The sequence below is a fragment of the Ruegeria sp. BE3 genome, from assembly GCF_056538865.1.
Genome location: NZ_JBQFTW010000016.1, coordinates 1 through 21,237 on the forward strand (window position 1 = coordinate 1; position 21,237 = coordinate 21,237).

The following is a 21,237-nucleotide window of genomic DNA, read 5'->3' on the forward strand; positions in this document are numbered from 1 at the left end:
AGTCTTTGACTTCGCGCGATGCGTCTTTGATGCCTGCAACAACTTTGGCAGTCGCCAGATCGATGCCGCGCTTCAGGTCCATCGGGTTCAGGCCAGCAGCAACCTGCTTCAGACCTTCGCGAACGATGGCTTGAGCCAAAACGGTTGCAGTGGTGGTGCCGTCGCCGGCTTCGTCATTGGTGCGGCTGGCGACTTCTTTCACCATCTGCGCGCCCATGTTTTCGAACTTGTCTTCCAGTTCGATGTCTTTGGCAACGGTTACGCCATCCTTGGTGATGCGCGGCGCGCCGAAGGATTTGTCCAGAACCACGTTGCGGCCTTTGGGGCCCAGCGTCACTTTAACGGCATCAGCCAAAATATTTACACCGCGCAACATGCGATTGCGGGCATCGGTCGTAAACTTGACGTCTTTAGCAGCCATGTGACTTGCTCCTTAGTATGTTGTTTGTTGTTACCTGGTGAACCTGAGGCGTCAGGCGGCTTTTGCCGCAGCAGAATCCTCGATGATCCCCATGATGTCGCTTTCTTTCATGATCAGCAGTTCTTCACCGCCGATGTTGACTTCGGTGCCCGACCATTTGCCGAACAGGATCCGGTCACCTACGGAAACGGCCATTGCGATCAGCTCGCCGTTGTCCTTGCGTGCGCCTTCGCCGATTGCAACAACTTCGCCTTCGCTGGGCTTTTCTTTTGCGCTGTCTGGAATGAGCAGGCCGCCAGCGGTTTTTTCTTCGCTCTCAACGCGACGAACCAGCACACGGTCATGTAGAGGTTTGAAGGCCATTCTGAATTCTCCTCAATTGGCGATTCATCCTATTAGCGCTTCCAGCTGGAGAGTGCTAACAAGCGAGATTTCGGAAGGGTAAATCACTGTTTCAAGAGGTTTGACTGTAAATATTTTTGGTGTCGCGGCGCTCAGATAAAAACGTTATAAATCAACTTAATAAATAAAAATGGGTAGCTCAAAAATTAACATCTAATACGAAGCAATGTTACTTCCCGACTGCCGATCAGCACAGGTTCGCGGGGCGCTTCGCTGCCGATAGTCTCACACCCGACGATTGATAAATTCAAGCCTCCTCACATAGAGCAAAAAGAAGCCCATGATATGCCGGCTCAACGAAAGGCCGGGCCATGCGCCCATACTGTCAGAGAGTATCGCTCGCCCTGCTCAACCGGCGTCACCTGATGTAGCAAGAAGCTGGGAAAGACTGTCGCGCTTCCCTGATACCGACTGGCTGTCACTGCGTAGGCATCAGGCATGATCTCAAGGTCGCCCCCGTCATACATTCCCGGCTTGCTGAGCTGAACAACCAGCGTCAGTTTCCGTTTTCGAGCGGTCGGGCCATCTCCTATATCGGAGTGCCAGGCAAAATGACCCCCATCAGAGGCCTTGTAGCACGCAACCTGCGGGCTCTCGGAGAACTCCCGCAGATCAAAGTCAAACTTGTCAGTGTTGGAACGGCGCACCAGGCTAATGAGACGCGCCATGACCCATCCGGTTCCATTGACGTCGTCCAGCCAGGTCACATCACATCTGCGCAAGTTGTGATCCCTGTTCTGGCCGACCAGCAAGGCCTCATTTGCCGGGGCTTGCTTCGATGCGGCAACAATTTGCTCGCATTCCCGGGAGGTGAACGCTCCGGGAATCGAATGTATTTCCATCATCCTGAACACCATTTGTCAGATTGCCGCTGAATATTGCGACAACCTGCTCATGTCGCTGCGCCGTTTTCGACCAAAGCGTTCGAAAGCGACGCTTTTTTGTTTGTGAGACGCAAAATTATTTGGGATTTGCGGTTCCAAGACCACGTGCCTGTTCAACCATGATTCATACTGGGTTTCGGAATGGCAAATGCCCGTCGGACTAAAGTCTCACGTCACATTCAGACCAAAAGCGGCATCATTGCCGTCGCGAGGCTTAAGACGAGGAAAAACCCTGCCATGTCAGTTATCGTCGTCAGCAAAGGGCCGCTGGCGACCGCTGGGTCCTGACCGATGCGCTTCAACAGCAAAGGCAGGACGCCGCCGATTGACACAGCTATGATTGTGTTGAGCCCAAGCGCTCCTCCGATCACCAAACCCAGAAACGGATTGCCTTTCCACATCCACGCAACGGCGCCGATCAGAAGCCCCAAAACGAACCCGTTGATCACTCCGACCGACACTTCCTTGATCCAGACCCGCATGGCATCAATCGGTCGGGCAAGGCCGAGGGACAGTTCGCGCATGCTCACGGCGACGGCCTGATTGCCCGAGCAGCCGCTCATGTCGGACACCATCGGCAGGAAAACAGCGAGCGCGATCACAGCAGCGAGGGTTTGTTCGTAGGCGGCGATCACGCTAGCTGCGATCACGTTAAGAACAATATTGGCCGACAGCCATTGTAGACGCCGCCGCGCCCGAAGTGGAATCGGCATCGACCGAAGTTCATCGCCGAAGACACCCTGACGTTTCAGGCTGGACGATTCCGCGCGTTTCAGCAGAGCTTCATCGACGGCTGAACGTGAGACGACACCCACCAGATGCCCGTCCGCCTCGACGACCGGCAACCCAAGAAACGGGTGTTCACCGAACAAGTCTTCCAGCTTCTCCAGCGGCATGTTGGCCTGGACGGTAATTGGGGGCACCATGATATCAGTCAAACGCGCGCTTCGGCGAGTGGACACGAGGCTGCGTAATGAGACCACACCAATTGGAGTGCCATTTGAGTTCAGTACGTAGGGATGCTGGCCCCGATACCGTTCGAGGTCATATTCTTCGTTGGCGAAGCGCCTGAGCACTCTTCCCACTGTATCGGTCTCGGAAAATGTGAAGGCTTCTGCAACCATGAGGCCGCCCGCGACATCGTCCTCGTACTCGACCAAACGACGAACTTCTGCGGCATCTTCGGGATCCATCCGAGTAAGGATCGCCTCCGCATCCGCGTCTTCAAGCTCTCCAATGACATCAGCCTGAACATCCGAATCCAGCTCTTCGATAACCTCTGCGGCTTGCTCCGACCCCATGCGCTCGACAAGATCGACTGCCAGCGCATTCGGTGCCTCTTCGACAAGTTCGGCAGCCAATTCCGGTGGCAGCAACGAAAGTGCGATGCTCCGCTGTTCTCCTGGAAGATTGAGTAACTCACGCAATGCATCGCTCAACGGAAGAGGATCAAGCAGGTTTGCGAGTTCAGCCCCGTCACGCTCTGACAAAGCCTGCTGCAACTGCATTTCCAGTTCCTTTGGGAAAGTATCTGTGTCGCTCATATTCAATTCTTTGATGGGGATTCTGGTCAATGTTGGACTTATAGCAGATTTTATTTGTCTATAGACAAATAATTATTGCCAATATAGGAAAAGTCATGCGTGAAAATGACTGGATATCCATGACCGCTGAACGCTTGGCGGAACTTTACGATCAGGACTTTGGCGGTAAGGCAAATGGACGTTATCGAATTCCGGATAAGCTCGTGCGTCGGATCGCAGGGCGCAGGCGTTTATACGAAACTGACATCCGTGCATTGTCGGTCTCGCTTTTCGAACTTGGGTACGTGTTAATCGATATGGACACGTTTTATGTCGTGATGAGCGCCAATTCGTTTGTGAACTACAGACGTGCCAACGATGACTGCATAGAGTAGACGCTATGGTGAAGCGTGCGGCACACCCAGAAATCATAGGTTGGCGTGAACGCATCAGCCTGCCCGACTTCGGAATAGAGAATATCCCGGCCAAGATAGACACCGGTGCAAGAACCGCAGCACTCCATGCTGTAGATCAGACAGTGTTTGAAATTGACGGCGAGCGATGGGTTGAGTTCATGATACCAGTCCAAAACCGCCGTTCACCAAACCGGGTTCGAACCAGAGTTGTCGACGAACGCGAGATCAAGAACACAGGTGGTGTCCCAGAACGTCGACTGATCGTTAGAACGCAGCTTTTGCTTGGACGGCATCGTTGGCAGATCGACGTCTCTTTGGCCAACCGTGCGAAGATGGAATTTGATCTGATCCTTGGCCGCACCGCCATTCGCAGGCGGGGGATTTTAGTCGATCCGGGTCACTCCTATCTGCTGGGTTCCGGAGAAGCTCCAACAGGGATCAAGAAGAAAGCCAGACGCAAGGACCCGGAAGGACAACGCCAATGAAATTTGTCATGCTGGCCCGGAACCCGGACCTTTATTCGCACCGCCGTCTGAAAGAAGCCGCCGAGCAGCGCGGCCACGAGCTTGATATCGTGAACACGCTGCGCTGCTACATGAACATCGCTTCACGCCGGCCGGAGGTCTATTACGATGGTAAGAAGCTCGGGCGTTATGACGCGGTGATCCCCCGGATAGGAGCGTCGGTCACGTTCTATGGATTGGCCGTGCTGCGGCAATTCGAAATCATGGGTGTTTTCCCACTCAACGAGTCAGTGGCGATTGGCAGATCGCGCGACAAGCTGCGCTCCATGCAGCTCATGGCGCGGGACGGCATTGGTTTGCCGGTCACCACCTTCGCTCATGATCCGAAACAGACCGGCGAAGTTCTCAAACTCGCGGGCGACGCTCCACTGGTGGTCAAGCTGCTGGAGGGTACGCAGGGCATCGGGGTGGTTCTTGCCGACTCAAACCGGTCGGCAAAATCCGTTGTCGAGGCTTTTCGCGGCGCGAAAGTTAACATCATGGTCCAGGAGTTCATCAAGGAAGCGGGCGGCGCAGATATTCGTGCGCTTGTGGTTGGTGGCCGTGTTATCGCGGCGATGCAGCGGAAGGGGGCCGAGGGAGAGTTCAGATCCAACCTGCACCGGGGTGGAAGTGCCCAACCCATCAAGATCTCGCCCGAGGAACGCTCTACCGCCGTGCGTGCAGCCAAGACGATGGGGCTGAATGTCTGCGGCGTAGATATGCTGCGCGCCAATCATGGAGCGGTTGTCATGGAGGTGAACTCCTCACCAGGACTTGAAGGGGTGGAAAAGGCAACCGGCATTGATGTTGCGGGCAAGATCATCGAGTTTCTGGAAAAGAACGCCACCAAGGGAAACACCAAGACCAGAGGGCGCGGATAACGGCTATGCGCGAGCCATTTGAAATCGGTGGTTTCACCGTCCCGGCAGGCACGCGGGCTACGCTCGATCTGCCGGTGAGCGTGATGTCCGATCATACGCCTGTCAGCATGTCAGTGCATGTGGTTCATGGCCGCCGCCCAGGACCAGTCCTATTTGTCAGCGCGGCAATTCATGGCGATGAGGTGATTGGCGTCGAAATCGCACGGCGATTGCTACGGGCACCTCAACTCGACAAGATCGCGGGCACTTTGCTGGTTGTGCCAATCGTGAACGCGTTCGGCTTCATGACCCAATCGAGATACCTTCCGGACAGGCGCGACCTGAACCGGTCGTTTCCCGGCAGCGAGGGCGGATCATTGGCGGGCCGCCTCGCACATATCTTTATGACCGAAATTGTTGAGCGTTCCGATCTCGGTATCGATCTTCATTCTGCCGCGATCCACCGCACCAACTTGCCTCAAATTCGAGTTTCTCCGGCTTCGGATGCGACGATCAGATACTCCGATGCGTTCGGTGCACCGGTCGTCATGATTTCCAAGCTGCGCGACGGGTCCCTGCGAAAAGCGGCACAAGAGCGAGGTGTCGATGTGCTGCTGTTCGAAGGGGGAGAAGGGTTGCGTTTCGACGAGCTTTCGGCTCGGGCGGGTCTCGCAGGTATTCTTCGGGTTATGAACGCGATGGGCATGGTCGCCAAGCGTGGCATCGCTCCCGTGCGTGAAGCGCCGGTTCACGCACGGACGAGTTCCTGGGTGCGCGCTCCGGTCGGTGGTTTGCTTAGAACGTTCAAGGCGGCAGGCGAATATGTGGAGGTCGGCGACTTGCTTGGCCGGATCTCGGACCCTTTTGGTGAAATCAGAATGGATGTTCTTGGAGAAGCGGACGGTATCATTGTGGGCCGCACCAATTTGCCATTTGTGCACGAGGGTGATGCCTTGTTTCATATCGCCAAAACGACGAGCGCCGATGTTGAAATGCGGGTCGACATGATCGCCAATCAGCTCGACGGCGATCCAATGTTTGATGAGGATGAGATCATCTAGGTGGTCAGAAAACAAGAACGCGGGGCAGTTGCCTGCCCCGCGCCAGATTACGAGATTGTACGCAATACGCGGCTCGCTTTTACCTCCCAAACTGCGAGCGCGATCAGCGCCGATCCCGTTAGCCATGCATTTGCCGTCGCCACAATGTGGCCGGTAAAGCTCAGGGCCGCAGGTGCGGCAATTAGAGAAACCCCAAGTGCCGATACCGGAGCCACCCGTGCGAGAAGGTGGCTCCGGTCGCCAGCGCCAGCCATGACCAAAGCACCAAAGCCAGTGGCCATGAAGACGAGAGCTTCAGATTCAGCCATACCCTGTAACAGGGTTTCCTGACGAAACAGGAGAAATGGGGACAGAACCAGCCAGATACCCATCGCGGCAAGCAGCCATTTCTGGGGTGGGATTGGCTTTCTCATAACCGTGACGACCTTTGTTTACTGATCCCCTACTGGGCCGGGAAGAAGTTCTGCATCGACAGCGGTAACGAATTCGCCGTCATTGATGAACCCATCGGAATCCGCATCAATCTCCAGGAAGAAATCTTCCGAGGCTTCAGGGTACTTTGTCTGAAGCTCAGCCAAAGACGCCATACCATCACCGTCCATGTCTAAGTCGGCAGGCGTTGCGAATGCCGGAAGGGCAAACACTGAAGAGAGCAGAGCAACAATAGAAACTCGACTCATTTTTCTTCTCCATGAGAATATGGGCTACCTTTCATGGCGCGCCCAGTTTGAGGTTGGTGTAGCGCGTGGGCGTCGGTTGGGCTTCTCTGTTACCCAGATTGCAACGGCTCCGCAGATCGGGACCTCCACTACAATATGAGAACGGTTGATTTGCGTTCCGACCTGGTGGGGACACTTCCGCGCTACGCAATGGATATGGCACAAACGTACCCTATTGAATAACGAATTTTTCTCGCGGATAATATCGAATATCCGAATAGGTGACCCATGGACATTGAACTTGCCCGGACCTTCCTGGCCGTTGTTGAAACGGGTACTTTCTTCGATGCTGCTGCTCAAGCGCGGAAAATCCGGCGCGACACTCACGCCTGCAGTTCGGCGTTTCCTTATCGCATCAGCTATCTGCTGACCAATTGCAGCCTCACCATTGGCAGAGATTGTGCCGACTATTGCGATCTCGGCTGTGTCACCGACGGGGGCGAGACATCGATTTCACTTCGGTCACAACAGCCGCGACGGCCTTGTCGATCCCGCGTTTGATATCCATGGGGTTCATGCCCGCAGCCACGGCTTTCATGCCCTCTTTGACGATGGCATGTGCCAAAACGTGGTAAATGGCTATCGCCGAAATCGACTACAATAGGCCTTCAGGGAAAATTCTGAGGACACCTCAATTTTCGCCGAAACTAGAGCCGCATAGTCTCCGACCCCCAATCAGCCTCCCTTTGCAAGGTCTCTGCAGGTTCCCAATAATCCAGGTCTGGCGCGTCATCGAGGCACTCGAAATCGTCGATTTCCTGAGCTGTATCTTTCCGCAGCGGGCGGTCATACAGACGCCTGATCACCTCGAATGGATACTTGGCGAACATCGGGATTGGTCGATCAAAAGCAGTCATCGTTTCCTCCTGGGAGCATCTACTGGTCAAGGTGGCTGGCCGTCTTCAGCACCCTAATGAACGAGTGTCATCTTGCGCTGGATTGCTGTCACTGCAGGGTTGGACGTCTCGGTTAGGATCGCTTTCAGAACGGCCATCACATTCTGGCTCATCTCGCGATCAAAAATTGCGTAGGCGGAATAGGGAATGCGTGGTGCGTCCGTGACAACATCGAACTCCAAATCTGACAGGTGTTCGCAGATCAATCGATACGGAAAATAGCCACTGGCTCCAACGTCCTCCACATAATCGACAACGGCCGGGCTAGCATCCAACTGCAGGTTCGGTGTCACAAGATGTGGAAAGTACAGAAGATGCTCGGCCCTGAACTGCGGACCCCAGTCGAGGAACACATAAGAATTGTCTGGCGATGACTGCTTCTTGTCATGGCCCACCAAGACATATTCATCACGAAACAGATGCGCACGTTCACCCACATCAAAGAGCGAGGCATCATGCGTAATGACAGCATCCAGGCTTCCAAATTTGAACTGTTGGGCAAGCGTTTCCGGGGTGCCAACGACCGTCTTGATCGCAGTCTTTGGTAGCTCATTTCTGATCCTGAAGAAGGACGGCAGAAGTATATGCTCCCACAGATAGGAGGTCGTTCCAATCTCCAGCGCAACTTCGATGTCTTCTGGCAACGCAACTTCCAGTTTTGCCTTTGTCCAGGTGCGTATCAACGCCCTAGCATGCGGCAGGAAATGCCGACCAGCTGGCGTGAGGTTTGGGGCAGATCCGTTTTCCTTGAAAACCTGCTTGCCCAGCAGACGTTCCATAGCAGCGATTTGATCGCGCACCGTCGCTTCCTCCAGGCTCAGTCTTGCCGCGGCCTTACGGAAACTGCCGGTTTCGACAATCGCGACAAATGCTCGTGCAAACTTAATGTCCATCTAGCTACTTCCATGCGTTCCGGAATGGTCCAAAGGAGTGAGGGGCGGTTTCCCACCCCTCGGTGACAAACTTACTAAGAACTCAACTCGGTTTGAGACTTCACCAGTGCAAACAGAGTTGTCACCAAAACACCAAGACCGATCAGTCCGGTGTACCAAGCCGCCACGACATTGCCGGAAAATCCGAACAACCAGGGCGACGTGATCAGTCCAGCTCCGAGAATACTGCCAATGGCAATTTGAATTGCACGGTGCCTCTTGTATCAGAAACCCGCGATAACAAGGGCAAGCAGGCCGAATACCATCAAGGTCACCGCTTCATTGGTTACCACACCTTGAAACAGGGCGCCTGGTTGAACATCAAAAAGGGGGACAGGGTCAACCAGAGCCCAAATGTGGTATCGAGCCATCGGAACAGATCAAACGTTTGCATGGCAAGCGTTCCCTGGTCGGCTTTACTTATCGCCTTCGGGATCAGCGATCAGGTCGTCATCGATCGCAACGAGCATCTCTTCGTCATTGACGAGGCCGTCACCATCAGTGTCGATTTCCTGAAACACCTCTTCTGTCAGGTCAGGGTAGACCACCTGAAGTTCCGCCATCGACGCGAAGCCGTCGCCATCCGTGTCAACATCGGCGGTCATTGCGCCTGCCGTTGTGGCAAGAATAGAAGCGAGGAAAATAGCGTAGAAAATGCGATTCATTGTATTCTCCTTTCTCGATTGGGCTGCCCTCAAGCAGCCCTTGTTGTTTTTTGGGCGATCTCGGAGGCGCTTAGCGATCCGAGTTGTGTCCGGCTTTGGCAGCGCCGACCGTTGGTTTGTCCTTGGACTCCGGTTTCGACGCGGGTTTGGGCTTGGGCTTGGGTTTGGATGTCGATTTCATGTGAAATACTCCTGATCACAGCGAGCGAGAGTCGCTCGCAGGATCAAATTCTCACATTCGTTCAAACTTGAATAACGAACTTAACATGACGATGTTATCGTAGATGCAAATAGGTGCCGAATGGATATCGAACTCGCCCGAACCTTTCTTGCTGTCGTCGAAACCGGTAGCTTTCTCGAAGCCTCAGATAAGGTGCACGTTACCCAATCGACGGTAAGCATGCGCATCAGAACCCTTGAACAACAGCTTGGGCACCCCGTCTTTGAACGGAGCAAGACAGGGGCAACTTTGACGCCAGCCGGAGTGCATTTTCAGCGGCATGCAGTCACGCTTGTGCGAACGTGGACGCAGGCAAAGCTGGATGCCGCATTGCCTGCCGAACTCTATGCCTCACTTGAAATCGGTGCATTCCCCAGCCTGTGGGATGGGTTCTTGACCACAGCTATGCCAGGCTTGGAGAACACGTTGCCAAACGTGGCCGTCAAAGCGTCCTGGGCCAACGCAGTCGATCTGAACCAGCAAGTCGAAGATGGTATTCTAGACCTCGCAGTCATGTACCGTCCCAGAAATACGGTTGGGCTTGTTGCACTGCAGCTCTTTGAAGACGAATTTGTCCTCGTCAGTAGCGACATGGAAGAATTGGGAAACCCACTCGGCGGCCGTTACATTTTTGTTGATTGGGGACCCGAATTTCGGGCGGATCACCTACTGAATTTTCCTGACCTTGTCACGCCAGGCTTGCACCTGGAAATCGGAACACTTGGGCTGCAATACCTGATGTCCACACCAGCGTCGGGTTACTTTCCGCGCCGAATTGTTGAAACAGGGATCAAGGACGGATCGCTACGAATCGTAAATAATGCACCTAGGTTTGCCTACGCAGCTCATGCTGTTTTTAACAAAGAACAAAGTGACAGCTTTCCAGGCCAGGCGGCCAGTTACCTGAAGGAAGTCGCAAGATCCTTGCTGGTCGGTGCAAAGTGAATGCGTTGACGCATACTGCGTCAGCGCATCCGATCACCAAGCTAGTCGATCATCCCTCCGGTGACGAAACCTCAGGGCTGGTAGGGATCAGTGTCTCAGTTTCTCCGTCGCCGAAGCAGCCGCTGACGAAAGCGACAGCGACGACAAGAACAACGGTCGCCGCGACACCCGCAATCCATAGACGTCTGTCTTTCATGGTGAGTGTGTCAATCGCTGAAGCCAAATTTTCGGATAATGCAGCAAAAGATGCCTGCATACGCTTTTTAGCGACATGCAGGCCTCAAGCCCGCTGTTGGACTCAAGTGGTAGCCGGAAAGCTAGTTCTGGGCGGGTGAATCGTTAAAATCTTCACGCCGGGTTTTGGCATGTTTCTTGGCAAACTTGCGCAACTGTTTTTTTGACTTCAAGCGAGACAAAATGCTCGTAGGGCTGCGATCCTGGTCGCGGATATACTTATCTACGGGTTTCTGCTTAGCCATCTCTGATTCCTCAGACCAACGATTTCATCATTGCTCAAAGCTACGCGCGCCACGGAATTCTGAGAAGCGAATTTATCTGCGCGTTGATATTTGTTTTGTCAATACACCCTCCTTAGACGCAGTCTATTTTCGGACATCTGGCTCCGAAGTTGACGGGGTGAAATAAAGTTTCCGATTCCTGAAGCGGCCATTGGCGTGACTGCAGCGAAGGTTTTCTTTGCCTGGATAGTGTTAAAAAAAATCGGGATTTGGGCCGATCACAGGTGTCGCGTCAATTGGTCAAGCTTTTCGTTTCAGCCCTTTGGTGCTGATTGTGGGTCCAGTTCAACGAGGTTCCTGAGGTTGTGCGGTGGCTGCAAGTTGGAACTGTTCGTGTACAGAGACCGTTGGCAAATTCCTGCGAGGCCTGGCCTCGGACGAAGGCGATTTTGAGCGCTATCGCAGCCGGCATCCATACATAGTTAACGATCTCGGTGAACTTGTCGGCGTGGTTTTCTTACGAGGTCTCATGACGGCAAAGCACCAGTTGCCGGGACGTCAACCGCTGATCGTCACAGGGTGAATCGATTTTGTCGGCTTACCAGACCTCTGACAGCTTGACCTGAAGGCCAAGATCGTCTCTGGAGCCTTCCGAGGCTCACCCAGCCGGCGCCAGTAGCGCAATGAATACAGGGCAATTTCCCGCCCTTCACCTGCCTGGGAGCCGCCGTGTTGATTGTTATCAAAACACTCGGCAACTGCGATTGAGATGAGCGCAACCCCTACGATTCTGGCACTTAGCGCGACCGTGTACTGTTCGGCGTAGCCGAGCGCCGACGTACCTCCCAGTATTTCAATTCCCAATGCTATTCCCAAGGCACCACGAACCCAGCAATAATGTTGCGAATTCAATACTGCGGTCACCAACGCCTGAAAACCTATGGACATCGAAACAAGAACCACCAGGGCCGAGGTTCCAATGGACAGGCTGGCCTGGCTGAGCATGACGAAGGGGGACAAGAGTAGCGAGAGGCCTGCGGCACCTAGGAACAGTCTTTTGATCCGTGTGCTGTTAGACATGTGTCGATCACTCCGCGACGACCGGATTATGCGTCAGTTACCGGGTCAGGGACGAGTTCTTCTCCGACCGCTTGCAGGAATTCTTCATCATTGACGTATCCGTCGTCATCAAGGTCGATCTCTCCGAATAGTTCTTCTGTCACTTGAGGATAAAACGCCTGGATTTCGGCAAAAGACGCCATTCCATCGCCATCGGTGTCGATTTCGGCGGGCATTGCAAAAGCCGATGTCACCATCAGCATCGCGAGTAGTGCACCTATTGATACGCGGCTCATGATTTTCTCCATGAATGGGGCATCCATAGGATCCCAGGTTGAGATCTTCATTCTTGATGCGGCGGCCCAAGAGCGGGACCGTGAAAACTCCTCACTCAGGTGTCGGCGTCACGAGAGATAGGAAGCGACACTTTTCACAATATCATGGATCGTGTTCCGAACATGTGACGGCTCCAGACCGCTACACAGACAATATGGGGTCAATCGTTTGGTTTGAAAAACAAATTTATGTTGACGCTGATATCAGAATTACAAATAGATAAGTATGGGCATTGAATTTGCACGGACATTCCCCAAGGAGGCTGAGATCCATCAGGGCTTCTTCGCCGCCTTGTTCATACAGTTCCTTGAACCGGTAGAAGCTGTCCCGCGAATAACCTATCACCTTGTAGGCCTGTGAAACGCTGCCGAGTTGCTTGGCCAATTCCAGCAGCCCCAGCTTCGGCTTGATGATCTTTTCCTGAATGCTTGTCATTGATCGACACTCCTTGCTTGCGCTCCAAAAGAGCAGAAATGTCAGATCAAGTCGTGTGTTTTACACATAATCAACGGTCAGCATTCGCGTTCGTCCTCTGGAAGATCAGCTTGGTCAGCCTGTCTTCGAACGCGGGAAGAGCGGAGCAAAGTTAACGCCCGCAGGAAGCCAGTTTCATCGCCCCGCCCAGGCGTTGGTGCGAACCTGGTCTCAAGCACGGCTCGATGTCTCTCTGCCGGTCGTCTGTGACATGTTGTTGGAATTCGGTGCCGTACCGAGTTTGTGGCACAAGCTGCTGATCGATGCGCTCCCGATGCTTCGGGAAGCCCAAACTAAGGTGTTGCACACGCGAGCAAGTACTGCGCCAGCCAATACCCGCAGGGACGATGGCGGCAAAGTCCCACGTCGTTCGCATAAACCTGCCACGTGGCGACGGTACGTTTTGGAATATGGTCGTTGAACGCGGTTTGAACGGCCGCTGTGGCAACACTTGCTGTGACATGGCTAATTCAGTGCTGCTCCTGCGAGACGATGCTGCGTCAGCGAAAGCCACAGATCGAATGACAGCAAAGTCCGCATTGCAGTCTTCGTCGATCCGGACCTCGAAAGGCAGATTTTCGCAACCAACGGATGATTGACAGCGTCGTAATAAACCGCGCATCTCACTGAAGCGGTTTTATGTGAAGCGATCTCTGGTTGAGTAGTGGCCATTCAGTGGAACGAGTACAAAAGGCTGCCTCGCGCAAACAGTACTCGCGCAGCCCACACCGCCGCACATCTTTTGGGGACAGTGGGATTTGGACAAGCCAAACGCCCCTGTCCATCAGGGGTAAGACGCTGCCTTCCCCCTCGGGCAACCCTATTAGACAACACCGTGTCCTCGGCTGCGCCTGCGGGCCGCACCACTATTGTCGAATAGCATTGCCTCGCCCCCATCCGCGTTCGCCACGTGGCAGATCAGCAGGAACAAGCGCCTTCGGCGTCTGATCTGCAAATCAGCCCTGATTTTCCCGAAAGGGAAGTCAGGATCATTGAAATCGGTCTAGGTGCTGGATGAAGGAAGTGTGGCGAAAATGGCAAGGTTCTGTCGCTGGTGGCAGAACTATGTGTCGCCTGACACACGGTAAAAGTGGCGGACCGAGGAGGATTCGAACCCCCGACCCCTTGATTCGTAGTCAAGTACTCTATCCAGCTGAGCTATCGGTCCGCGTTGGTGAGGCGCTATGTAGACCCGGGGCTGAGCGCGTGCAAGCGGATTCTGCAAAAAAATCTTCAAAAAGTCACGCCGCCCCGGGGAAGCCTTATTTCAAAGACAGTTCCCTGCGCTCCGGTATCCTTCAGGAATAGATCGCCACCATGGCCACGCACCAATTCCTGCGATATTGCAAGGCCAAGACCGGATCCACCCTTTCGAACCCCACCCTGAAATGGCGTGAACAAATTCTCACGTGCTTTGGGTGGTAGGCCAGGTCCTGTATCGCTGATTTCGATACACCACTCGGTGTCCTGTTCCACAGCGGAGACGGTGATCCGACCCGGCTTGCCCGCAGCAATAAGAGCCTGACGGGCATTGCGTACGAGGTTCAGAATAACGCGGTAAATCTGTTCGGGATCGGCGCGGATCACCAACTCCTTGGGGACGTCATTGACGATTTCGACACAGGCATCGGCGATAGCAAGCTGTTCGCTGGCAACAACATCAGCGGCAACGTCCTGCAGGTGCACCATGGTCAGGGTCGGGGCCGGCTCTTCGGCGCGACCGAAAGCCAGCGTGCTTTCGCATAAAGACACCGCACGGGTAATTGAGTTGACCAGCTTGGGCGCCAAGCGACGCACCAGCGGGTCGTCACTGGTCTCGATCCGGTCAGTGAACAGCTGTGCCGATGTCAGGATGTTGCGAAGATCATGGCTGACCTTGGCGACCGCCCCGCCCAGTTGTGCCAACCGCTCGCGTTGCTTCAGGGCCTGCGTTAGATCGGTTTGAAGCGTCTGGAGCGCCTCTTCCGCCTCACGCAGTTCGGTCACTTTGGAGCTGGGGGAGATGATACCGCGCGCGTCCTCTGGTGCGGTTGCATAGCGCTGCATATAGCCGACCACGCCTTTGATCGGACGAACCAGCACCACGCGCACGGCGAGAAACAAGAGCGATGCCGTGATAATCGAAATTACGAAAGATAGCCCGAGAATGCGCAAGCCGTAATCCGTCATCGCCATGCGCAGGGGATCGCTGTCCATGGTCACTTCGATCAGCAGGCCTGCGTCTTTCACCGGGGCGCCAATCACACGGACGACCTCATTCTCAGGCGTAAAGAGCCGCGAAGTGGCGTCACGGATCAATACCCAGGCACTGGCATCGCGCAGGTCATAGGTCTTGGTGATCCGGTCTGGTATGGGCGACGACAGCATCAATTGGCGCACCTCATCGCGACGCAATACAACGTTGTAGACGCCGGCATTGGCCAGCAATTCAGCCTCAAGATCATCGGCCAGCATATCATCGGCCAGCAGTGCGAGCGATGCTATCTGGGCCCGCTCCAATCGGTTGAGCAGGAAATCCTCACGGAAGCGCGCGATTGAGGGCACAAAGATCAAGATTTCGGCCAACATGACGAAGACCGTCGTCAGGATCAGAAATCGGCCCGACAGCGAGTTCACTTTGCGCTCCTCCTCGGGTCAGGGAATCCAGCGCTGGATAAATCTGACCACTCTTTTAACCGTTTGATTCTCAAACAGCCTTGGCGAGAAATAAGCGCCCGCCACCCGTTTGTTAAGCTCTCCGATCGTCGGATAGGGTGAGACCATTGCAGCAATCTGACCCATCTTGAGGTTATTGGCCAAGGCCAGCGACCACAAGTTGATCAATTCTCCGGCCTGATGCCCTACGATTGTTGCGCCGACGGGTCGGCCTTTTACGACCATCACCTTAATGAAACCCTTCGTCTTCCGCTCGGAAATGGCGCGATCATTGTGATGAAAGTCAAAGCGCGCGATTTCCAGCCTGTCGCCGTGCTGTGCGCGGGCCTGCGCCTCGCTCAGACCGACCTGCGCCAGTTCTGGGTCGGTATATGTGGCCCAAGGAATATGCGCCGTTTTCGCCTTTGACGGCAGTCCGAACAGGGCCGAGCGGATAATGACCCCGGCCTGATATCCTGCCACATGAGTGAATTGCAGCCCGCCAGCCACATCACCGATTGCGTAGACTTTGCGATTGGATGTTCGCAGAGACTCATTGACCTTGATGCCTGTGCGTGTCCGATCAATCCCGGCAGCTTCAAGGTTCAGCCTGTCGATATTGGCCTTACGCCCAACCGCCAGCAGCAGGTGAGAGCCTGCATAGATTTCTCCGTTCTCGGTGACGACCTCGATAGAATCCGCATTGCCACGAATCTGAGCGACCATGGCGTTTTCGTGGATCGCAACACCCTCAGCCTTCAGGCTGTCCAACACAACTGAAGCTGCCTCGGGGTCGTCCTTGCCCAGCGCTTTCATGCCCTCGATGACTGTGACTTTGCACCCCAGCCGGATATGCGCCTGCGCCATCTCCATGCCGATGGGGCCGCCGCCGATGATCAGCAGGTGTTCGGGCTTGTCGCGCAGGTCGAATAAGGTCTCGTTGGTGTAATATGGCACCTGATCCAACCCGGGCAGAGGCGGCACCAAAGGCGCAGAGCCGGTGGCCACCACGACACGGCGGGCGGTGATCAGATGGTCTCCGGCCTGCACCTGCGTAGGCGAGACAAAGCTGCCATATTCCCGGATCACTTTGACGCCAAAGCCTTCGAAACGTTCCTGACTGTCCATCGGCTCGATCTGAGCGATCACATCATGAACGTGATCCTTGGCAGCGGCATAGTCGATCTGCGGCACCACATCCGAGATACCATAAGCGGACGCATGCGCCTGTCCATAGGCTACCTTGCCACTGGCGATCAGAGCCTTTGAGGGGACGCAGCCGAAATTCAAGCAATCGCCGCCCATCTTGTGCCCTTCCAGAAGGACGACATCCGCCCCCATCTGACTGGCCCCGGCGGCCACAGACAGCCCACCCGACCCGGCGCCGATCACCAGGATATCGGTCTTCAACTCTTGCATGGGTCAAGCGTCCTTTCGGCCACGGAGGGATTTGATGACAATCGGCAAAGCGGCCAGAACACACAAGCCAATGATGGGGCCAATGACAAACGGTTCCCACAGTAGCGAGACATCCGGCGTCTCGCCCCGGTCGAAAACGCCACCCAGCCCGACACCGATCCAGGTGTAGACAATGCCGCCCGGGATGATGCCCAGCGCGGTCGTGATCAGGAAATTACGAAACTTCACGCCCACCAGCGCGGGCACCAGATTGGCCACAAAGAACGGCACGACGGGAACCAGACGCAGCAGGAACAGAACTGAGATTTCGTTCTCGCGCAGCCCGTCCTTGAGCTTCTTGACCGCCCCTTCCGAGGATTCCAGCCGCGCTGTCAGCGATGCGCCCAACCCCCAGCGTGCTGCCAGGAAGATGGCCGATGCGCCGATGGTGGCGGCGACAACGTTGAATGCGGTCCCGGCGAAGAGACCGAACAGGAACCCTCCGGTCATCGAGGCCACGGCCGCCCCGGGCAACGAAAAGGCGACGATTACGATGTAGATCGCAACAAATGCAGCAACCATGGCCCAGTAATTGGCGTCACGCCATTCCAACAACGCCTCGCGGTTGTCGCGCAGGGTCTCAAACGTCAGGTAATCACCCAAGGTGAAAAACCCCACCGCAGCTACGGCGAGAATCACCAGCAATGGAATATGGCGCGCAAGCCCGCTGCGCGGGGCCTGAGTTGCATCACTCATCAGGTTGTCCGGTTTTGTACGTTTCATTCTGGCTACAACATGCGACGCCTGCGGGTCCCGCAACAGAGACCTCACGCGGCGTTGATGTTTATGGCAGGGAATGTGAGGGATTCAGGCACTATAACCCGCGATTTGAAACCTTTTGCTGGTACCGGTTACAGAATTGTTGCAAAAGGCCGCAAAACACCCACCTAGGGGTTTGACTTAGCACCCGTGACCCAGTAGAGGACGGGCTTCGAACATTAGGGCCAGGCGAATCCGCGCCGCACCCACCGCTATAGATTGGAGACGGAGCGATGAAACGCACCTATCAGCCTTCGAACCTGGTTCGCAAACGCCGCCACGGTTTCCGCGCGCGCATGGCCACCAAAGCCGGCCGCAAAATCCTGAACGCGCGCCGCGCACGTGGCCGCAAATCGCTGAGCGCGTAAACCGCTCACTGATCAGGTTATGAACATGACGCCGCCGGAGGCCCCTGAGGATGGTAGCAACCAGCCGAGGGTGAAGCCCCCGGCGGCGTCCGTTTGCGCGCCCGAAACGTTGATCGTATTGCAGAATCGCTCGGATTTTCTGAAGGCCGCGCGGGCGAAACGTCAGGGTACGGCCTCAATGATGGTGCAAGCACGCAAACGCGGTACCGATGAAGCGTCCGGCATTCGCGTCGGGTTCACCTGTTCCAAGAAAGTCGGCAATGCAGTGGCCCGCAATCACGCCAAGCGTCGCCTGCGCGAGGTTGCGCGTGCCGTTCTGCCCGTTCAGGGCCGCGAGGGTTGGGATTACGTTCTCATCGGACGTGCCGAGGTCACAGCTGCCCGCCCCTTCGACGCGCTACTAGACGATCTGCGCTATGCGTTGCGCAAATTGCATGGCGGCAAATGACACTGCTTGCGCATCTCCTCGCCCTGCCCGTCCGGGCGTATCGGCTGATCTTCAGCCCGTGGGTCGGTTTCAACTGCCGCTATCAACCCACCTGTTCAGCCTACGCGCTGGAGGCGCTGGAGAAGCACGGCCCCGTCAAGGGCACATGGCTGGCCGCCCGGCGCATCGGACGCTGCCATCCATGGGGCGGCGATGGCTATGACCCAGTGCCAGACGAAAAACCCTGACCCTTGCCCGGTTCACCCTTCTGCGATAGGCCCCGCCCATGTTTGATGAAGCCGACGATATCCATCCGCTCTTTGCCGGTGCCCCCTCGACCACCGAGTTCAAGAAACTGCGCAAACGCATCGTGCGCCAGACACGCGAAGCCATCGAACATTATGGGATGGTCGACCCGTCCGCGCATGACAAGGACGGCAAGCCCCCACGCTGGCTGGTCTGTCTGTCCGGAGGCAAGGACAGCTATACCCTGTTGGCGGTGCTATACGAGTTGAAATGGCGGGGCTTGCTGCCTGTCGATCTGCTGGCCTGCAACCTCGATCAAGGACAGCCTGGATTTCCCGCGACTGTGCTGCCCGAGTTTCTGGACCGCATGGGCGTACCCCATCGCATCGAATACCAGGACACCTATTCCATCGTGATGGACAAGGTCCCGCAAGGGCGCACGTATTGCGCGCTGTGTTCACGCCTGCGCAGAGGCAACCTCTACCGGATTGCACGAGAGGAAGGCTGTTCGGCGGTTGTTCTGGGCCATCACCGTGACGATATCCTTGAAACCTTTTTCATGAACCTGTTCCATGGCGGGCGTCTGGCAACCATGCCGCCCAAGCTGGTGAATGAAGAGGGCGACCTGTTCGTCTATCGCCCCCTCGCCCATGTGGCCGAGGCCGATTGCGAGAAATTCGCCAGGGCGATGAACTATCCCATCATCCCCTGTGACCTGTGTGGCAGTCAGGATGGTTTGCAACGCCAACAGGTCAAACAGATTCTGGATCAATGGGAAAAGAACAGCCCCGGACGGCGGCAGGTGATGTTCCGGGCGCTGACCAACGCGCGTCCGTCGCACCTGCTGGATCCAAAACTCTTTGATTTTGCAAATCTTTCGCTCGATCCGATTCAAAAAAACGAAAATTCGGACGAAATTCCACAGCTGCGTTAACGACTGACTCAGATTGGTTTCCTACGCTCGGCCTGCGCGACCCATGCACAAGCCGAAGGCCGTCGAAACCGATGCGGAATATTGTCTCTGTTGACCGAATCCTTGAGTTGCTGCGCACCGGCCTCAGCGGGCCGCAGGCGCTTGCATTTGTTCCTGCCGCCTGCCTCGCTGCCTTCTGGCTGGGTGGCGAGGTCGCTTTGCTGCTCACGGCGCTTGGTTTGCCGCTGCTGAGCGCAACGTGCGGTTGGGGTAACCAGCTGCATCGGGCAACAAGCCCGGGGGCTCGCCCCTCCGGATTGGTTGCGAACGACGTGTTCCAGGCCGAGATGCAGGTTCTGAGCGACACCGCAAAAGGTAGCGGCGACAATGCTGCCTGTATCGCGGTGGCATTGGATGACTTCGCCGATCTGATGGATGCCCATGGTCAGGCCGCAGCGAACCATATCACACTGCAATTCAGTGATCGCATCCTTGCCATCATCCGAAGCCACGATGTCTTTACCCACATTTACCAGAATCGGTATCTGATCGGGCTGCAACCCTCGCCCCACCTCGATCTTGAGGCCTGTATTCAGATGTCAGGTCGTCTTCAGACCGCGATCGAAGATCCTGTTCTGCTCAACGGTGCCAGCGTTTATCTGTCCTGTTCAGTGGGTTTTTGTCTGCGTTCCGATGTGCTGGATGCAGATGCCGGGGAATGGATCGAAGCCGCCTGCTCCGCGCTCACCGAGGCCCAGCGCAGCGGGCCTTCGACGATCCGCGCTTATTCTACCGAGACTCGGCGGCGGTCCCTGGTTCGCGCCAACCTGCGGCGGGATTTCGAGGCCGCGCTGGACCATGGTGAGATACGCCCTTGGTTCCAACCACAGATCTCCACGGATACGGGCAACATCACCGGGTTCGAAGCGCTTGCCCGATGGGAACACCCAAGCAAAGGAGTCCTCGGTCCTCAGGTCTTTCTACCTTTCGCCGAGCAGGCCGACCTGATGGAGCAACTGGGGCAGGTCTTGCGGCATCACGCTTTTGATGCAATGCGAAACTGGGATCGCGCCGGCCTCGTGGTGCCTCGGATCGGCATCAATTTCTCGTCAGACGAGCTGCGCAATCCCAGCCTTGTTGATCGGCTGAGATGGGAATTGGATCAGTTTGACCTGACCCCTGACAGGCTGGCCGTCGAAGTGTTAGAGACTGTCTTTTCCCGCCGTCCCGACGACGTGATCACCCGAAATGTAACCGCCTTAGCGGCCCTGGGTTGCTGCATCGATCTGGATGATTTCGGAACCGGCCATGCCTCGATCGCATCCATCAAGCGCTTTGACGTTTCACGCATCAAGATTGACCGTTCTTTCGTGACCAGGGCAGATCAGGACCCTAGTCAACAACAACTGGTCAGCGCCATTCTGACGATGGCAGAGCGGCTGAACCTGGAAACCCTTGCTGAAGGTATCGAGACGGCTGGTGAGCACGCATTGATGGCGCAATTGGGCAGTGATCACGTACAGGGGTTCGGCATCGCCAAACCCATGCCTTATGAACAGACGCAAGAGTGGATCGCCGCGCACCGGGCCAAGATCAAGGGCACCCCCAAGATCGGGCGCAAAATGGGATGAATTCGATGTAACTGGTGGATTGAA

General features: G+C 55.7%; 26 protein-coding genes, 1 tRNA gene and 2 pseudogenes. 11 read left to right on the forward strand and 18 right to left on the reverse strand.

The annotated features are described in order from the left end of the window. The 4 genes from ACR0AZ_RS20515 to mgtE all read right to left on the reverse strand — a co-directional run. The coding region (locus ACR0AZ_RS20515) for a TCP-1/cpn60 chaperonin family protein (RefSeq protein ID WP_480668153.1) at positions 1-421 on the reverse strand (421 nt) is incomplete at its 3' end. Between the two features lie 51 nt (positions 422-472). Then, positions 473-784: a co-chaperone GroES gene (gene groES / locus ACR0AZ_RS20520; RefSeq protein WP_480468804.1), complete on the reverse strand. Its 312-nt coding sequence runs from the start codon at positions 782-784 to the stop codon at positions 473-475. A 332-nt stretch (positions 785-1,116) separates the two neighbouring features. Beyond that, entirely contained in the window at positions 1,117-1,530 is a 414-nt protein-coding gene (locus ACR0AZ_RS20525) for a 2OG-Fe(II) oxygenase (protein WP_480561677.1), read from the reverse strand. Positions 1,531-1,886: 356 nt separating this feature from the next. Next, positions 1,887-3,251, reverse strand: coding sequence for a magnesium transporter (gene mgtE / locus ACR0AZ_RS20530; protein ID WP_480468802.1), 1,365 nt, complete (start codon positions 3,249-3,251; stop codon positions 1,887-1,889). Between the two features lie 95 nt (positions 3,252-3,346). Between mgtE and ACR0AZ_RS20535 the strand changes: the two genes are divergently transcribed. The 4 genes from ACR0AZ_RS20535 to ACR0AZ_RS20550 are packed head-to-tail and all read left to right on the forward strand — an operon-like array spanning position 3,347 to position 6,073. Continuing rightward, entirely contained in the window at positions 3,347-3,625 is a 279-nt protein-coding gene (locus tag ACR0AZ_RS20535; RefSeq protein ID WP_480468801.1) for a hypothetical protein, read from the forward strand. 5 nt (positions 3,626-3,630) lie between these two features. Further along, complete coding sequence (locus tag ACR0AZ_RS20540) at positions 3,631-4,131, forward strand: ATP-dependent zinc protease family protein (RefSeq protein WP_480468800.1); 501 nt, start codon at positions 3,631-3,633, stop codon at positions 4,129-4,131. After that, the gene (gene rimK, locus ACR0AZ_RS20545; RefSeq protein WP_480468799.1) at positions 4,128-5,033 is read left to right on the forward strand and encodes a 30S ribosomal protein S6--L-glutamate ligase; all 906 of its coding nucleotides are present in this window, start codon (positions 4,128-4,130) and stop codon (positions 5,031-5,033) included. Before ACR0AZ_RS20540 ends, rimK begins: the two co-directional genes overlap by 4 nt. Positions 5,034-5,038: 5 nt before the next feature. Then, positions 5,039-6,073 (forward strand): succinylglutamate desuccinylase/aspartoacylase family protein, encoded by a 1,035-nt coding sequence (locus ACR0AZ_RS20550; RefSeq protein ID WP_480468798.1) that lies wholly within the window; start codon positions 5,039-5,041, stop codon positions 6,071-6,073. Between the two features lie 47 nt (positions 6,074-6,120). Here the strand turns inward: ACR0AZ_RS20550 and ACR0AZ_RS20555 are convergent, their stop codons facing one another. The 6 genes and pseudogenes from ACR0AZ_RS20555 to ACR0AZ_RS20580 form a co-directional block, all read right to left on the reverse strand. Further along, positions 6,121-6,486 carry a hypothetical protein gene (locus tag ACR0AZ_RS20555; protein WP_480468797.1) on the reverse strand — a complete coding sequence of 122 codons (366 nt, stop codon included), beginning with the start codon at positions 6,484-6,486 and terminating at the stop codon, positions 6,121-6,123. Between the two features lie 18 nt (positions 6,487-6,504). Beyond that, positions 6,505-6,753, reverse strand: coding sequence for an EF-hand domain-containing protein (locus ACR0AZ_RS20560; protein WP_480468796.1), 249 nt, complete (start codon positions 6,751-6,753; stop codon positions 6,505-6,507). A 389-nt stretch (positions 6,754-7,142) separates the two neighbouring features. Then, positions 7,143-7,360, reverse strand: a pseudogene (groEL, locus tag ACR0AZ_RS20565) (chaperonin GroEL); the annotation flags it as partial. Between the two features lie 79 nt (positions 7,361-7,439). Beyond that, a complete protein-coding gene (locus ACR0AZ_RS20570; RefSeq protein ID WP_480468795.1) occupies positions 7,440-7,649 on the reverse strand; it encodes a hypothetical protein in 210 nt (69 codons plus the stop codon). Between the two features lie 53 nt (positions 7,650-7,702). Beyond that, positions 7,703-8,581: a LysR family transcriptional regulator gene (locus ACR0AZ_RS20575; protein WP_480668154.1), complete on the reverse strand. Its 879-nt coding sequence runs from the start codon at positions 8,579-8,581 to the stop codon at positions 7,703-7,705. Between the two features lie 455 nt (positions 8,582-9,036). Beyond that, entirely contained in the window at positions 9,037-9,225 is a 189-nt protein-coding gene (locus tag ACR0AZ_RS20580) for an EF-hand domain-containing protein (protein WP_480468793.1), read from the reverse strand. A gap of 361 nt (positions 9,226-9,586) precedes the next feature. On the opposite strand from ACR0AZ_RS20580, the gene ACR0AZ_RS20585 reads away from it, so the two are divergent. Further along, positions 9,587-10,450, forward strand: coding sequence for a LysR family transcriptional regulator (locus ACR0AZ_RS20585; protein WP_480468792.1), 864 nt, complete (start codon positions 9,587-9,589; stop codon positions 10,448-10,450). A 317-nt stretch (positions 10,451-10,767) separates the two neighbouring features. Here the strand turns inward: ACR0AZ_RS20585 and ACR0AZ_RS20590 are convergent, their stop codons facing one another. The 4 genes and pseudogenes from ACR0AZ_RS20590 to ACR0AZ_RS20605 all read right to left on the reverse strand — a co-directional run. Beyond that, positions 10,768-10,929 (reverse strand): hypothetical protein, encoded by a 162-nt coding sequence (locus tag ACR0AZ_RS20590; protein WP_480468790.1) that lies wholly within the window; start codon positions 10,927-10,929, stop codon positions 10,768-10,770. Positions 10,930-11,466: 537 nt separating this feature from the next. Beyond that, positions 11,467-11,988, reverse strand: a complete 522-nt coding sequence (locus ACR0AZ_RS20595; RefSeq protein ID WP_480668155.1) for a hypothetical protein — start codon at positions 11,986-11,988, stop codon at positions 11,467-11,469. Between the two features lie 26 nt (positions 11,989-12,014). Further along, positions 12,015-12,263: an EF-hand domain-containing protein gene (locus ACR0AZ_RS20600; RefSeq protein ID WP_480668156.1), complete on the reverse strand. Its 249-nt coding sequence runs from the start codon at positions 12,261-12,263 to the stop codon at positions 12,015-12,017. A 301-nt stretch (positions 12,264-12,564) separates the two neighbouring features. Further along, a pseudogene (locus tag ACR0AZ_RS20605) lies at positions 12,565-12,738 on the reverse strand (helix-turn-helix domain-containing protein); the annotation flags it as partial. Between the two features lie 82 nt (positions 12,739-12,820). Between ACR0AZ_RS20605 and ACR0AZ_RS20610 the strand changes: the two are divergent. Next, positions 12,821-13,198, forward strand: coding sequence for a hypothetical protein (locus ACR0AZ_RS20610; protein WP_480471870.1), 378 nt, complete (start codon positions 12,821-12,823; stop codon positions 13,196-13,198). Positions 13,199-13,868: 670 nt separating this feature from the next. On the opposite strand, the gene ACR0AZ_RS20615 is transcribed toward ACR0AZ_RS20610, so the two are convergent. The 4 genes from ACR0AZ_RS20615 to ACR0AZ_RS20630 form a co-directional block, all read right to left on the reverse strand. Then, a tRNA-Arg gene (locus ACR0AZ_RS20615) sits at positions 13,869-13,945 on the reverse strand. A gap of 65 nt (positions 13,946-14,010) precedes the next feature. Continuing rightward, the gene (locus tag ACR0AZ_RS20620) at positions 14,011-15,393 is read right to left on the reverse strand and encodes an ATP-binding protein (RefSeq protein WP_480471861.1); all 1,383 of its coding nucleotides are present in this window, start codon (positions 15,391-15,393) and stop codon (positions 14,011-14,013) included. An 18-nt stretch (positions 15,394-15,411) separates the two neighbouring features. Continuing rightward, the gene (locus tag ACR0AZ_RS20625) at positions 15,412-16,830 is read right to left on the reverse strand and encodes a dihydrolipoyl dehydrogenase family protein (protein WP_480668157.1); all 1,419 of its coding nucleotides are present in this window, start codon (positions 16,828-16,830) and stop codon (positions 15,412-15,414) included. Positions 16,831-16,833: 3 nt separating this feature from the next. After that, complete coding sequence (locus ACR0AZ_RS20630; protein ID WP_480668158.1) at positions 16,834-17,592, reverse strand: TVP38/TMEM64 family protein; 759 nt, start codon at positions 17,590-17,592, stop codon at positions 16,834-16,836. A gap of 269 nt (positions 17,593-17,861) precedes the next feature. On the opposite strand from ACR0AZ_RS20630, the gene rpmH reads away from it, so the two are divergent. The 5 genes from rpmH to ACR0AZ_RS20655 all read left to right on the forward strand — a co-directional run bounded on the left by rpmH (position 17,862) and on the right by ACR0AZ_RS20655 (position 21,213). Next, the gene (gene rpmH / locus ACR0AZ_RS20635) at positions 17,862-17,996 is read left to right on the forward strand and encodes a 50S ribosomal protein L34 (RefSeq protein WP_005980833.1); all 135 of its coding nucleotides are present in this window, start codon (positions 17,862-17,864) and stop codon (positions 17,994-17,996) included. A 25-nt stretch (positions 17,997-18,021) separates the two neighbouring features. Further along, entirely contained in the window at positions 18,022-18,444 is a 423-nt protein-coding gene (gene rnpA, locus ACR0AZ_RS20640; protein ID WP_480668159.1) for a ribonuclease P protein component, read from the forward strand. Next, entirely contained in the window at positions 18,441-18,671 is a 231-nt protein-coding gene (gene yidD / locus ACR0AZ_RS20645) for a membrane protein insertion efficiency factor YidD (protein ID WP_480661123.1), read from the forward strand. The genes rnpA and yidD overlap by 4 nt, the downstream gene beginning before the upstream one ends. A 38-nt stretch (positions 18,672-18,709) precedes the next feature. After that, positions 18,710-19,603, forward strand: a complete 894-nt coding sequence (ttcA, locus tag ACR0AZ_RS20650) for a tRNA 2-thiocytidine(32) synthetase TtcA (RefSeq protein ID WP_480661125.1) — start codon at positions 18,710-18,712, stop codon at positions 19,601-19,603. 71 nt (positions 19,604-19,674) lie between these two features. Next, positions 19,675-21,213, forward strand: coding sequence for a putative bifunctional diguanylate cyclase/phosphodiesterase (locus ACR0AZ_RS20655; RefSeq protein WP_480668160.1), 1,539 nt, complete (start codon positions 19,675-19,677; stop codon positions 21,211-21,213). Positions 21,214-21,237 lie beyond the last annotated feature (24 nt).

Coding starts and splice junctions, on each gene's coding strand:
- groES (WP_480468804.1), bottom strand. CDS start 784: ATGGCCTTCAAACCTCTACATGACCGTGTGCTGGTTCGTCGCGTTGAG.
- mgtE (WP_480468802.1), bottom strand. CDS start 3,251: ATGAGCGACACAGATACTTTCCCAAAGGAACTGGAAATGCAGTTGCAG.
- ACR0AZ_RS20535 (WP_480468801.1), top strand. CDS start 3,347: ATGCGTGAAAATGACTGGATATCCATGACCGCTGAACGCTTGGCGGAA.
- ACR0AZ_RS20540 (WP_480468800.1), top strand. CDS start 3,631: ATGGTGAAGCGTGCGGCACACCCAGAAATCATAGGTTGGCGTGAACGC.
- rimK (WP_480468799.1), top strand. CDS start 4,128: ATGAAATTTGTCATGCTGGCCCGGAACCCGGACCTTTATTCGCACCGC.
- ACR0AZ_RS20550 (WP_480468798.1), top strand. CDS start 5,039: ATGCGCGAGCCATTTGAAATCGGTGGTTTCACCGTCCCGGCAGGCACG.
- ACR0AZ_RS20555 (WP_480468797.1), bottom strand. CDS start 6,486: ATGAGAAAGCCAATCCCACCCCAGAAATGGCTGCTTGCCGCGATGGGT.
- ACR0AZ_RS20560 (WP_480468796.1), bottom strand. CDS start 6,753: ATGAGTCGAGTTTCTATTGTTGCTCTGCTCTCTTCAGTGTTTGCCCTT.
- ACR0AZ_RS20570 (WP_480468795.1), bottom strand. CDS start 7,649: ATGACTGCTTTTGATCGACCAATCCCGATGTTCGCCAAGTATCCATTC.
- ACR0AZ_RS20575 (WP_480668154.1), bottom strand. CDS start 8,581: ATGGACATTAAGTTTGCACGAGCATTTGTCGCGATTGTCGAAACCGGC.
- ACR0AZ_RS20580 (WP_480468793.1), bottom strand. CDS start 9,225: ATGACCGCCGATGTTGACACGGATGGCGACGGCTTCGCGTCGATGGCG.
- ACR0AZ_RS20585 (WP_480468792.1), top strand. CDS start 9,587: ATGGATATCGAACTCGCCCGAACCTTTCTTGCTGTCGTCGAAACCGGT.
- ACR0AZ_RS20590 (WP_480468790.1), bottom strand. CDS start 10,929: ATGGCTAAGCAGAAACCCGTAGATAAGTATATCCGCGACCAGGATCGC.
- ACR0AZ_RS20595 (WP_480668155.1), bottom strand. CDS start 11,988: ATGTCTAACAGCACACGGATCAAAAGACTGTTCCTAGGTGCCGCAGGC.
- ACR0AZ_RS20600 (WP_480668156.1), bottom strand. CDS start 12,263: ATGAGCCGCGTATCAATAGGTGCACTACTCGCGATGCTGATGGTGACA.
- ACR0AZ_RS20625 (WP_480668157.1), bottom strand. CDS start 16,830: ATGCAAGAGTTGAAGACCGATATCCTGGTGATCGGCGCCGGGTCGGGT.
- ACR0AZ_RS20630 (WP_480668158.1), bottom strand. CDS start 17,592: ATGAAACGTACAAAACCGGACAACCTGATGAGTGATGCAACTCAGGCC.
- rpmH (WP_005980833.1), top strand. CDS start 17,862: ATGAAACGCACCTATCAGCCTTCGAACCTGGTTCGCAAACGCCGCCAC.
- rnpA (WP_480668159.1), top strand. CDS start 18,022: ATGACGCCGCCGGAGGCCCCTGAGGATGGTAGCAACCAGCCGAGGGTG.
- yidD (WP_480661123.1), top strand. CDS start 18,441: ATGACACTGCTTGCGCATCTCCTCGCCCTGCCCGTCCGGGCGTATCGG.
- ttcA (WP_480661125.1), top strand. CDS start 18,710: ATGTTTGATGAAGCCGACGATATCCATCCGCTCTTTGCCGGTGCCCCC.
- ACR0AZ_RS20655 (WP_480668160.1), top strand. CDS start 19,675: ATGCGGAATATTGTCTCTGTTGACCGAATCCTTGAGTTGCTGCGCACC.